The following is a 12,023-nucleotide window of genomic DNA, read 5'->3' on the forward strand; positions in this document are numbered from 1 at the left end:
CCAGGCGAACAACATAGAAACGTTCGTGCATGGCCCTGCCACCTGCAAATACCTCTGCGGGAACACCATTGCTGTCCATACCCACGTCAGCCCCATTCACCAAAACCGCATTGCGACCGAGGGCATCTTTCACCTGCTTTCCTGACGGTGCCATGCCGGCATCCACCAGCAACTGAATCAGACTTTGTTCAGCGGTGAACTCGCGTGGCAACTCTGAACTGGGCAGGCCGTCAAGGCGCAGCTGCTCCAGATCACTCTCGGAAAGCTCTTCAATACCGCCGGAGAAAAGCGCCTGAGATATACGCTCGGCAGCCTGAAGCCCCTCCTCACCGTGAACCAGACGAGTCACTTCTTTGGCGAGTACGCTCTGCGCTTCCGGGCGCCCCTGACGCTCCGCATCCGCCTTTTCAAGCGCGTCGATGGCGTCGACACTCAGGAAAGTAAAGTAGCGCAGGAACTTGTACACATCCGCGTCCGCCGTATTCAACCAGAACTGGTAGAAGGCGTAGGGTGATGTGCGCTTTGGGTCGAGCCAGATGGTACCGCTTTCGGTTTTACCGAATTTGGTGCCATCCGCCTTAGTGACCAGCGGCAGGGTAAGGCCGAAGACTTTTCCGCGGTGCTGGCGACGGGTGAGATCCACGCCACCGGTAATATTGCCCCACTGATCAGACCCACCGATTTGCAGGGTGCACTGATGACGCTTGTACAGCTCAGAGAAATCCATGGACTGCAGCAGGATGTAGGCAAATTCGGTGAAGGAAATACCCTCCCCTTCCCGCTGAAGCCGCTGCTTGACGGACTCCTTGTTTACCATATTGTTGACGGAGAAGTGCTTACCCACGTCTCGCAGGAAGTCGAGCACGCTCAGGTCTTTGGTCCAGTCCAGGTTGTTGACAACAATGCCGGGGTTTTCAACAGCGTCAAAATCGACAAACGCGCTGACCTGCTGCTTGATTTTCTCCACCCAGCCAGACACCACTTCCGGCGTATTGAGCGACCGCTCCTGCGCTTTGAAGGAAGGATCGCCAATCAGGCCGGTTGCGCCGCCAACCAGAGCGATCGGCTTGTGACCTGCCGCCTGAAACCTCTTGAGTGTCAGCAGGGGAACTAGACTCCCTATGTGAAGGGAATCCGCAGTGGGATCAAAGCCGCAATAGAGTGTGCGACTCGCTTCTGCCAGGTGCTGTTCCAGTTCGCCGTCACCGGTGGCCTGATTGACCAGCCCGCGGCGCGTAAGATCTTCCAGCAGTGTCGCATCCACTCCGGCCATTGTACCCCCTTGCAGTAAGTTCATTTGCACTCAAAAGCCCCGGCAACTGGTCCCGGCGGCGAAAAATTGGGCTGCAAATGTACCGAATCCTGCGGCAAATACAAGCGCGGCCGGGCGCTGGCGAACAATGGCCAGCCCCCGGATGCGGTGGCAAAAAACGCCGGCAAGACAGAGGAACCGAATCATGGACAGACAGGTCAATTACCCCGTGAACCACGGCGGGAATTTTGTTATAAAGCCCTCTTTGTGTTCGTTTTTTAGGCATGATCGCCGGGATCACATAACAATGACTATCAGCGCCACCACCGTATAAAGCCATGCAAAATCACCGCAAAAATCCACGCCTGCTGGGCGCCCTGGGCAAACATTTCCCGAGAACCCACGCACTGGCTGCCGGTGCCGCAAGCTTCGCGCTGGCACTCACCCTGTTCGTATCCCCTCCAGATGTAGAGGCCAAGCGCACGGCGCTGGAAGTTTCCCTCAGCCTGCCCGAAGAAGCGGCTGCAGCACCGGCACCCCTAGCACCTCAGGACACTGCCCCTCAAAGCGTGATGGAAGGGCTGCGCATAGTGCAGGAAACCGTGCGCAACGGAGACACCCTCTCCGACCTGTTCCAGCGCGCCGGCCTCAGCAATGCGGAGATGTACCAATTGCTGTCTAGCGGCAAGGAAGCCAAGCAACTGGCCAAGCTGGTACCGGGTGAAAACCTCACGTTCCAGATCGACGGGAGTGGCAGCCTGCAGAGTCTCGAGTTGCACCGCGACCGCCTCAGCAAGGTGGAGTTCAGCCGCGACAGCTCCGACGAATACAAGTACGCCCTGCATCAGCGCGAAGCGGAACGCTACACCGCGTTCCGACAGGGTGAAATCGAGAGCTCCCTGTTCGTAGACGGCAGTAAAGCTGGCCTCAGCAACAACCTGATCATGGAAATGGCCGACATCTTCGGCTCCGACATCGACTTTGCACTCGACATCCGCAAAGGCGACAGCTTCAGCGTGGTGTTTGACGAGGAGTTTCTCGACGGCGAGAAGATCGGCAACGGCGCCATTCAGGCGGTGACCTTCACCAACCAGGGCAAGACGTTCAGTGCGGTGCGCTACACCGACAGCAATGGTGACACCAACTACTACACGCCGGAAGGCAAGAGCATGCGCAAGGCGTTCATCCGCACTCCAGTGGATATCGGCCGCATCAGCTCACATTTCAACCCGCGCCGCCTGCACCCCATTTTCAAGACGCACCGCCCGCACAACGGCACCGATTACGCGGCTCCGACGGGAACACCGGTGTACTCCGCTGGTGACGGCAAAGTCATCAAGTCAGGATACAGCAAGGCCAACGGCAACTATGTGTTCGTACAGCATGGCGAGCGCTATGTAACCCGCTACCTGCACCTGCACAAGCGCAGTGTAAAGCAGGGGCAGCGCGTGAAGCAGCGCCAGGTCATTGGCACCGTGGGCTCCACCGGTTACGCCACCGGCCCGCACCTGCACTATGAATTCCTGGTGGACGGCCACCACCGCAATCCGGCCACCATCGTGCGCCAGCTGCCGAAGGCAAAGGCGATCGCCTCTTCAGAAATGGCGCGCTTCCAGGCACAGACCCAGCCGCTGATGGCGCAGCTCGAGCGCTATGAGCAGCCGGCACTGGCCAAGAATGAAGACGACAAAAACAAAGACAAGAAGGACTCCGTAAACTGAATGACGGATCTCTATATCGGTCTGATGTCCGGCACCAGTATCGACTCCATCGATGCGGTGCTGGTGGAGTTCTCTGAAACTGGCGACGCCCTGCAGTGCCAGACCCGGGCAGCACTCGGGTACCCTATTTCTTCGGAAATGCGCGAGGCGATCCTCGCCCTCTGCGCGCCGGGGCCCTCGGAATTGGACCGGGCCGGTCAGCTCGACCGTCAGCTCGGCCAGGAGTTTGCCGCCGCCGCGCTCGCCGTTTTAAAGCAAGCCGGAGTCGCGCCCTCTGCCATCACTGCCATAGGCAGCCACGGCCAGACCGTGCGCCACCGGCCACCGGGCAGTGTCTCCATCCCCTTCTCCCTGCAACTTGGCGACCCCAATACCATTGCCGCCCTGACCGGCATTACCACCGTAGCGGACTTCCGCCGCCGGGATATGGCATTGGGCGGTCAAGGAGCACCGCTAATGCCCGCCTTCCACAATGCGGTGTTCCGCGCCGACCGCGACCGCGCGGTAGTAAATATTGGCGGCATGGCGAACATTACCGAGCTGACAGCCAGCGGTGGCGTGCGCGGCTACGATACCGGCCCGGGCAACGCCCTGTTGGACTACTGGATCAAACTGCACCGGGGAACAGCTTATGATGCCGACGGCGCCTGGGCCGCCAGCGGCAGTGTGCATCCTGAGCTTCTCAACCGGTTGATGGCTGATCCTTTTTTCGCCGCGCCAGCACCCAAGAGCACTGGCCGCGAAGCGTTCAACCCTAACTGGCTGGAGCTGGCCTGCGCCGGCATGGAATTGGCCCCCGCCGATGTCCAGGCGACACTGGCGGAAGTAACCGCGGCATCCATTGCCAACGGGGTGCACGAATTTGCCCGCGGCGGTGAATTACTAGTGTGCGGCGGCGGTGCCCGCAACCAGGATCTGATGGAGCGCCTGCGCCGGCGTCTCCCCACCTGGTTGGTGGCAGCCACGGATCAGTACGGCATTGACGCAGACTGGGTGGAAGGCGCCGGCTTTGCATGGCTGGCGCGCCAGACCATACATGGGCTCAGCGGCAACTGCCCGGCAGTCACCGGCGCGGAAAAAGAAACTATCTTGGGAGGAATCTTTCCCGCCTGACGCGGCTGTGAATCGCGTAACCGATGGGAAAGGATGGCGCCCAATACAGGATTTTCCGGGCGCTCTCGATCTATCAGATTCAGGTCTCAGATAGAGAAGGATGAACCGCAACCACAGGTGGAGGAGGCATTCGGGTTCTGCACCACAAAGCGGGAACCGGACAACCCCTCTTCATAGTCCACACTGGCACCCACCAGGTATGGGTAGCTCATGGCATCGACCAGTACCTGGATGCCATCTTTCTCGATCACGGCGTCATCTTCCGCAACCAGCTCATCAAAGGTAAAGCCGTACTGGAAGCCGGAGCAGCCGCCGCCGGTCACAAATACCCGCAGCTTCAGATCGGGATTGCCTTCCTCTTCCAGCAATCCCCTGACCTTGGCAACGGCCTTTTCGGTCACCTGGACCGGATCGGGAGAAAAGGAAACAGCTTCAGACATAGATAACTCTCGAAACAGATTCTCAGCCCCTGCCTGGGGCTGCCCACCACGAAAGGTGGTGGCGCGGGCGCATTATGGGTAAAACCCAGCAAATGGGTCAAGTATTGCCAAATTTCCCGGGTTTCACCAATGGCCGCGAATTATTCCGCTTCGGCGCTGGCTTCGGTGGAATAGCCCAACATCCGCGGCTCGCCGGCGTTGTCGACATCCACATTGGAAACCAAAGAGCCGTTGACCTGGGCACCCTTGACCATCTCGATCAGTTTGTAGTGCACATTTCCCTCGACAATAGCTTTGGAGGCAAGCTCCAGGTGGCCGCTGGCGTGCACGTCGCCTTTCACATTGCCGTTCACCACCACGTTGGGCACCCGGATCTCACCCTCGATGATACCGCCATCGACGATCTGCAGGCGCGCTTCGCTGTCGCTGTGGGCAGAGACATTGCCATTCACCCGGCCCTCGATCACCAGGTTACCGCGAAAATGCAGATCACCGGTCACCTCGGTGTGGCGGGCGATCAGCGTCGTATTGTTACCGCCGGTGTTTGCCATAATTTTCTCTTTCTTTTTCAACATGATTCAACCAAAACCTCTTGAATGGAGCGGAGCCTGGTAACTCCAGTGACGCGCAGCTGCGCCCTCAGCTTCAGCAGCTCAACTCTGCTGCACCAGCCAGCCGTAGCGCTGGTCGATATTGAAACCATTGCGCTTGCTGGACTTGAGCGACAGTTCCACACCTTCCGGCACAAAGCCCTCAGGCAACTGCAGCTCTCCCTCGATATTCTGGAAATACTTGAACCGCAGGGGGATGGATTCGCTCTCTACCTGCGGCGACAAATCCGCCAAAGCGTAGCGGCGTGACTGACCGTCCAGCTGCCCGACAATGGTGAACTGCACCGCGCCGGTCACCACCTGATGACTTGCCGCGGACTGCTGCACCAGTAACTTGTATTGATAGCGGCGCTCACCGGCATCGGAAATGCTGAAACGACCGATGGAGACACCATCGCCGCCCTCAGACGGTGCCATAATCCCGCGGTAAAAGGAGATTTCCTGGCGCAGCTCGGCGATCTGGTTTTCCTTCGCCACCAGCTCCCCGCGCAAGGACTCCCCGGCCTGCTCGCCGATAGCCACGGACTGCTCGGCCGTGGCGGCACGCACCCTCAGGGCCTCGATCTCCGCGCGCAGGTGCTCCACCTCATCCAGCGTTTTGGCATGAGCACGGGATTTTTCGTCCAGATTCCTGCTCAGCTGGTACTGGCCCGCAAAAAAGGCTCCGGCACTCGTAGAGAGCACCAGCAGGGTCACCCCCAGTACAGAGAAAACACCGTGAATGATGGGCCTGTGGGGCACCACCTTCATACGGTACTGTTTGCTGCCTTTCACTTTGCGTGTCATTGGTCTGGAATGTACTGCCTGGGTGTCGTGTATTTTGTTGTTGCCTGACTGCGCCGATTCTAAGGCAGCAGTGCCGGGCTCTCTAGCCCCTGGTTCTCATTTAAACCAAACATGATGTTCATGTTCTGGATCGCTTGTGCGGATGCGCCCTTGGCCAGGTTATCGATGACCGACAGCACCACCACAGTATCTCTCCCCTGCGGCCGCAGCACCGCCAGCCGGCACATGTTGGTGCCGCGCACGCTGCGGGTCTGTGGATGGCTGCCCGCGGGCATCACATCGACAAAGGGTTCGGACTGATAGCGCTGTTCGAACAGCTGTTGCAGCGATTCCTGGGCGGATTCCGCCGCTGCGGGATTCTCCAGTGTCGCGTACAGGGTGGCGTGAATACCGCGCACCATCGGTAGCAGGTGCGGCACAAACGTCAGCGCCACCGGGCCTCCGGCGGCGCGACTCAAACCCTGCTCGATTTCCGGCAGGTGGCGGTGGCCGGAGGCACCGTAGGCGCGGAAACTATCGTTATTCTCGGCAAACAGCAGATCTGTCTTGCCCTGGCGCCCGGCGCCGCTGGCGCCGCTGGCCGCATTCGCGATCAAACCGGTGGGTTCAATCAGCCCGGCCTCCAGCAGCGGCAGAAAGCCCAACTGAATGGACGTCGGATAGCAACCGGGGCACGCAATGAGTTGCGCGCTGGCGATCTGCGCACGGTTCACTTCCGGCAGTCCGTATACCGCCTGCGCAGCGAGTTCCGGACAGGCGTGCTGCTGGCCGTACCATTTCTCCCACGCGGGGATATCCTGCAGGCGGAAATCCGCCGACAGATCGATGATCCGCACACCGCGCGCCACCAATTCCGGCACCTGCGCCTGGGCGACACCGTGGGGAGTGGCAAAAAACACCACATCGCACTGGGCCAGCTCGTCCACTTCCGGTGCGGTGAATTTCAGATCGTAATGACCGCGGAGGCTGGGAAAGAGTTCCGCCACCGGCGTACCGGCTTCCGCGCGGGAAGTGATCGCGGTGACCTTCACCCCCGAATGCCCGGACAACAGGCGCAACAGCTCCACACCTGTATAACCTGTTCCCCCTACGATTGCCGCTTTGATGACGCTCACGCTCGCTCCTCGCTGATCATTTTCCCCAGGCTCGACGCCAGCCCCTGCTGGCGGGCGGTTGCCCCTGTATACTGAGCCGTGCACTCTACCATAAGCCAACCCGTTGACAGCCAAACACAAGTAAGGACACGCCGTGCGGCGCAGCAAGCAGCCTGATTCTTCCCCGTTTTCTCACACACGGCGCCGGCACGCCAGGCTGCTGGAGCAGCTGCAATTGCAACTGTCCTCGCAGCAGGCGCTCTCAGTGCTCATTCTGCTGGCGCTGATCATCGGCATCTGTGCAGGGCTGGTCGTCATTGGGTTCCGCCAACTGAGCGAGGCTCCCGCGATCCTGTACCTGCCGAGGGTCGACGATTTTGAATCCCTACCGGACACTTGGCGCTTCGGACTACCCGTGCTCGGCGCCCTAGTACTTGGCATCATATTTCACTGGATGGCCCCCTCCGGTCGCCCCACCGGTGTGGTCCACGTGCTCGACCGCCTGCACAATCACCAGGGCAAGATGCCGATGAAAAACGCTTTGCTGCAGTTTTTCGCCGGCGCGCTGGCGTTGCTGAGCGGTCAGTCCGTCGGCCGCGAAGGCCCCTCGGTACACCTCGGGGCCGCCACCGGCAGCTGGGTGGCGCACCGCCTGCGCCTGCCAAACAACTCGGTGCGCACTCTGCTGGCCTGCGGCGTGGCCGCAGCCATCGCGGCCTCCTTCAATACCCCGCTCGCGGGTGTGATTTTCGCAATGGAAGTGGTGATGCTGGAGTACACCGTGGCCGGCTTCCTGCCGGTGATGATCGCCGCCGTCAGCGGCACCGCGGCCAGCCGCCTGGCGTTCGGCCACCAGGCCGCATTCAGCGTACCCGCGTCGCAACTGGAATCCCTGGCGGAGCTGCCAATTCTATTCGTCTGTGCACTGGTGATCGGCGCGCTGGCCGCGTTATTCATCATCAGCCAGCGCTATCTGGTGCCACTACAGCAGCAACACTCTCCGCTGCTGCGCTTCACCCTGGTGGGCATCGCCACCGGCATTCTCGCGCTGTGGATTCCGGAAATCCTCGGCACCGGCTACGACACTTTGGAGCTGACAATGCTCGGCCAGTTGGGCGTCGCCGCGCTCGCCGTCATCGTGCTGGCGAAGCTGGCCGCCACTGCGCTCGCCACCGGCCTCGGAATTCCCGGCGGTGTCATCGGTCCCAGCCTCATTCTCGGCGCATGTATTGGCGGCGGTGCCGGGCATCTGGCCAATCACTGGCTGGGCGCAGCCACCGCAAGCCCGGGGCTCTACGCCATGGTCGGCATGGCGGCGATGATGGCGGCCCTGCTGAACGCCCCATTGGCGGCCCTGCTTGCAATCCTGGAACTCACGTATAACCCCAACGTACTGTTCCCGGCAATGATGACCATCGTGGTGGCATGCCTGGTGAGCCGACAGATCTTCGCCACCGAGGGCATTTACCAGGAATCCCTGCGGGCGCTGGGTAAGAGCGGTACCCCAAGCTGGCGTGCGCAGCTGCTGAGCCGGGTAGGCGTCACCAGTGTCATGGAACGCGCGGTGGCCATCACTCCGCCACTACTCGAGCGCACCCAGGCCGAGCGGCTGATCGAGCGGCAGCCCGCGTGGCTGCTGGTGGGAGGCGAGGACACGCCGCAGGCGCTGCGCACCGCGGATCTGGCGAATTTCCTGCAGCGGCCGAAAAAGGACAGCGAGGACGCAGAACCGGACGGCAACAGCGAGGAAAAAATCGACTTGTTGCGTCTGCCGGGCGAACGCCTGCAAATGGCCCCGATCAGTTGGCGCGCCACCCTGCTGGAAGCCCAGCAACGGCTGGAAAAGCGTGGCGCCGGCGCTCTGTATGTCGGGCGCGACTATGACCAGGGCAGCCCAGGTGTACTGGACAGCGACGTGGCGGGTATCATCCTGCCGCAACACATCGAGCATTATTACCGCCAGTGACATGCAACCAGGCACCACTGGCCACAAAAATCACAAGCCTTTAAGCCGGTTCAAATACCGGAACAGGAGCCTCCATGCTTTGGGTAAAAGCCTTCCACATTGTGTCCATGGTCTGCTGGTTTGCTGCGCTGTTCTATCTGCCACGCCTGTTCGTTTACCACGTGGATGCCACCGATGCCCTGAGCAGAGACCGTTTTTCGATCATGGAGCGGCGCCTTTACCGGGGCATCGCCACCCCATCGATGATCGCAACCATTGTCTTCGGCGGCTGGCTGATCAGCTACAACGCCGATTACTACCTGTCCGCCGGCTGGCTGCACGCCAAACTCACCGTGGTGGTGCTGCTGATCGGTTACCACCATATTTGCGGCCGCTATGTGAAGAAGTTTGCCGCCGGTACCGTACAAAAGAGCGGGCGTTTCTTCCGGGTGTTCAACGAGCTGCCGGTACTGGCGTTGCTGGCCATCGTGATACTCGCCGTGGTCAGGCCATTCTGATTCACCCGCTGGCGGGCGCGGCAGCTCTCGCAATTCTGTAACAGGGGCGCGCGAGGCCACCCGCCAATGTCCCCCTGCAGAAGTACGGGGGCTAGAATTAGGAAACCCGCGCAACACTCCCGAAAGTTCATGGATACACGCCAACCGATCGTCCTTACCGTTACCCATCACGACCCCAGCGGTAGTGCCGGTATCACGGCGGATACCGAAACAGCAGCCAGTCTCGGCTGCCACTGTGCCTCGGTGGTCACAGCGATTACCGTGGGCGACACCCGCGAGCTGATCGGCGTGGCACCGGTGGACGAGAATCTGCTGGTGGAACAGGCGCGTGCGGTGCTCGAAGACATGCCGGTGGCCGCGATCAAGATCGGCTACCTCGGGTCCGTGGAGAATGCACATGCGTTGCACAGCGTGCTGCGGGATTATCCCGACATCCCCATCGTCATCGACCCGGATGCCACCCTCGCCAACAAAGAGAGCCTGCTGGCGCCCCCCCTCTGGAAAGCCATGTGCGACCTGCTGCTGCCGCTGGCGACTCTGGTGGCGCCAAACAGACGCGAAGCGCGCGCCATGGCGGGTGAAGCGGACGTGCACGACGCACAGGCCCAGGAGCTGCTTGAAAGCGGCTGCCACTACCTGCTCTTAACCGGTGTGCCCGCCTGCGACCAACAGCTGGAAAACCGTCTGTACGACGTGCGCGGGCTGGTGCGCGAGTTCCGCTGGCAGCAGCTGCCGCCGGCCGCCTATGGTGTTTGCGGCACCCTCACCACCGCCATCGCCTGCCACATCGCCCACGGCCTGACCATACTGGAGGCAGTGAACCGCAGCCAGCAGTTCACCTGGAGCGCCATCGCCGACAGCCGCCGCCTGGGCATGGGGCGCCCGGTGCCCAACCGGTTATTCTGGACCTGCAAAGACTAGCGCGCAGCGCTCAAACCCTCTCTGCACCATTTTGCCGGCCGCACCGTTTGCGACTGCGGGCGCCGGCGCGGATAATGCGCGCACATTCCATCGCGGAATTTCCCGTCACTTTCCAATTCCCAAGCGGTTTCCGAATCTTTATGAGCAAATCCGAATCCCTCTTTGCCGAAGCCCAGAAAGTCATCCCCGGCGGCGTCAACTCCCCGGTGCGCGCCTTCCGCGCGGTGGGCGGAACCCCGGTATTCATTGAGCGCGCCGAGGGCGCCTATCTTTTCGATGCCGACGAAAAACGCTACATCGACTATGTCCAGTCCTGGGGCCCGATGGTGCTGGGCCACGCGCACCCGGATGTGATCGAAGCGGTCATTGAGCAGGCCCAGTCCGGCCTCAGCTTCGGCGCGCCGACGGAACTGGAAACCGAACTGGCGGAAGAACTCTGCCGCCTGTGGCCGAACATGGAGCTGGTGCGCTTCGTCAACTCCGGCACCGAAGCCACCATGAGCGCCATCCGCCTGGCCCGCGGCCACACCGGCCGCGACAAGATCGTCAAGTTCGAGGGCTGCTACCACGGCCACTCCGACTCCCTGCTGGTAAAGGCGGGCTCCGGCGCCCTGACCATGGGTGTGCCCTCCTCACCGGGGGTGCCGGCGGCGTTGGCGGATCACACCATCACCCTCACCTACAACGACATCGAGGGCGTGAAGCAGTGCTTCGCCGAGATCGGCGAGCAGATTGCCTGCATCATCGTCGAGCCGGTGGCGGGCAATATGAACTGTATTCCACCGGTAGCGGGCTTCCTGGAAACGCTGCGCGAGGTGTGCGACCAGTCCGGCGCGGTACTGATCCTGGATGAAGTAATGACCGGTTTCCGCGTCAGCCTCACCGGCGCCCAGGGTTACTACGGCATCGAGGCGGACATCACCACCCTGGGCAAGGTGATCGGTGGCGGCATGCCGGTGGGCGCCTTCGGCGGCAAGCGCGAGATCATGGAAAAGATCGCACCGCTCGGCCCGGTGTACCAGGCGGGCACTTTGTCCGGCAATCCGATGGCAATGGTCGCGGGGCTCGAAACCCTGCAGCTGATTCAGCAGCCGGGCCTGTACGATGAACTCACAGCCAAAACCGACCGCCTGGTGAACGGCGTGCTTGCAGCCGCCAAAGAGGCCGGCATCCCTCTCACCGCCAACAAGGTGGGCAGCATGTTCGGTTTCTTCTTTACCGATGCCGAGCAGGTCACCAACTACCAGCAGGTAATGGCCTGCGACACGGAGCGTTTCAACCGCTTCTTCCACGGCATGCTGGACGAGGGGGTGTACCTGGCCCCGGCCTCCTACGAAGCCGGCTTCATGTCCGCCGCCCACAGCGATGAGGACATCGACAATACCATCGCCGCCGCGCGTCGGGTGTTTGCCTCCCTCTCCTGACATCCAGCAACGTTTCTTAAGGAGCCCCGGTGGCGGTGACGCTACCGGGTGGGGCCTTGCGAGGCACGCCGTGAACCCATCCATGAGGGCTCTTCCGCGAGGTCCCTCTCGCGGAAGGTCTCGCAAGGCCCCACCCGGCATCGACACCTTCACACAGCCTTCTCTGCCACCGCTACCTATAAGTTTCCCAAGCCCCCT

Annotated in this window: 11 protein-coding genes (1 of these 11 only partly in view); 6 read left to right on the forward strand and 5 right to left on the reverse strand. The window is 61.3% G+C overall.

The window, feature by feature from the left end; genetic code table 11:
- Positions 1-1,273, reverse strand: the 5' portion of a protein-coding gene (gene tyrS / locus GNX18_RS11280; RefSeq protein ID WP_166220586.1) for a tyrosine--tRNA ligase. Its footprint begins 38 nt before the window's first position; only the first 1,273 of its 1,311 coding nucleotides appear in the window; its start codon is at positions 1,271-1,273; its stop codon lies beyond the left edge, outside the window.
- A gap of 317 nt (positions 1,274-1,590) precedes the next feature.
- On the opposite strand from tyrS, the gene GNX18_RS11285 reads away from it, so the two are divergent.
- On the forward strand, positions 1,591-2,973 hold the full coding sequence (locus GNX18_RS11285; RefSeq protein ID WP_138234970.1) for a peptidoglycan DD-metalloendopeptidase family protein: 1,383 nt from the start codon (positions 1,591-1,593) through the stop codon (positions 2,971-2,973).
- Complete coding sequence (locus GNX18_RS11290) at positions 2,974-4,086, forward strand: anhydro-N-acetylmuramic acid kinase (RefSeq protein WP_166218128.1); 1,113 nt, start codon at positions 2,974-2,976, stop codon at positions 4,084-4,086. It begins immediately after the preceding gene.
- An 86-nt stretch (positions 4,087-4,172) separates the two neighbouring features.
- Here the strand turns inward: GNX18_RS11290 and erpA are convergent, their stop codons facing one another.
- The 4 genes from erpA to argC form a co-directional block, all read right to left on the reverse strand.
- On the reverse strand, positions 4,173-4,526 hold the full coding sequence (gene erpA / locus GNX18_RS11295; protein ID WP_138234972.1) for an iron-sulfur cluster insertion protein ErpA: 354 nt from the start codon (positions 4,524-4,526) through the stop codon (positions 4,173-4,175).
- 140 nt (positions 4,527-4,666) lie between these two features.
- Complete coding sequence (locus tag GNX18_RS11300) at positions 4,667-5,077, reverse strand: polymer-forming cytoskeletal protein (RefSeq protein ID WP_240913981.1); 411 nt, start codon at positions 5,075-5,077, stop codon at positions 4,667-4,669.
- A 102-nt stretch (positions 5,078-5,179) separates the two neighbouring features.
- A complete protein-coding gene (locus GNX18_RS11305) occupies positions 5,180-5,911 on the reverse strand; it encodes a DUF6776 family protein (RefSeq protein WP_240913982.1) in 732 nt (243 codons plus the stop codon).
- 71 nt (positions 5,912-5,982) lie between these two features.
- Complete coding sequence (gene argC, locus GNX18_RS11310) at positions 5,983-7,038, reverse strand: N-acetyl-gamma-glutamyl-phosphate reductase (RefSeq protein WP_138234975.1); 1,056 nt, start codon at positions 7,036-7,038, stop codon at positions 5,983-5,985.
- A 214-nt stretch (positions 7,039-7,252) separates the two neighbouring features.
- Between argC and GNX18_RS11315 the strand changes: the two genes are divergently transcribed.
- The 4 genes from GNX18_RS11315 to hemL all read left to right on the forward strand — a co-directional run bounded on the left by GNX18_RS11315 (position 7,253) and on the right by hemL (position 11,825).
- Positions 7,253-8,983, forward strand: coding sequence for a chloride channel protein (locus GNX18_RS11315; protein ID WP_240913983.1), 1,731 nt, complete (start codon positions 7,253-7,255; stop codon positions 8,981-8,983).
- Between the two features lie 74 nt (positions 8,984-9,057).
- Positions 9,058-9,480 carry a protoporphyrinogen oxidase HemJ gene (gene hemJ / locus GNX18_RS11320; protein ID WP_138234976.1) on the forward strand — a complete coding sequence of 141 codons (423 nt, stop codon included), beginning with the start codon at positions 9,058-9,060 and terminating at the stop codon, positions 9,478-9,480.
- A gap of 129 nt (positions 9,481-9,609) precedes the next feature.
- On the forward strand, positions 9,610-10,401 hold the full coding sequence (locus GNX18_RS11325; protein WP_138234977.1) for a hydroxymethylpyrimidine/phosphomethylpyrimidine kinase: 792 nt from the start codon (positions 9,610-9,612) through the stop codon (positions 10,399-10,401).
- A gap of 140 nt (positions 10,402-10,541) precedes the next feature.
- Complete coding sequence (hemL, locus tag GNX18_RS11330; RefSeq protein WP_166218131.1) at positions 10,542-11,825, forward strand: glutamate-1-semialdehyde 2,1-aminomutase; 1,284 nt, start codon at positions 10,542-10,544, stop codon at positions 11,823-11,825.
- The last annotated feature ends 198 nt before the right edge of the window (positions 11,826-12,023 follow it).

The organism is Microbulbifer sp. SH-1 (genome assembly GCF_011326135.1).
In the GTDB taxonomy this organism is placed as follows: Bacteria; Pseudomonadota; Gammaproteobacteria; order Pseudomonadales; family Cellvibrionaceae; genus Microbulbifer; species Microbulbifer harenosus.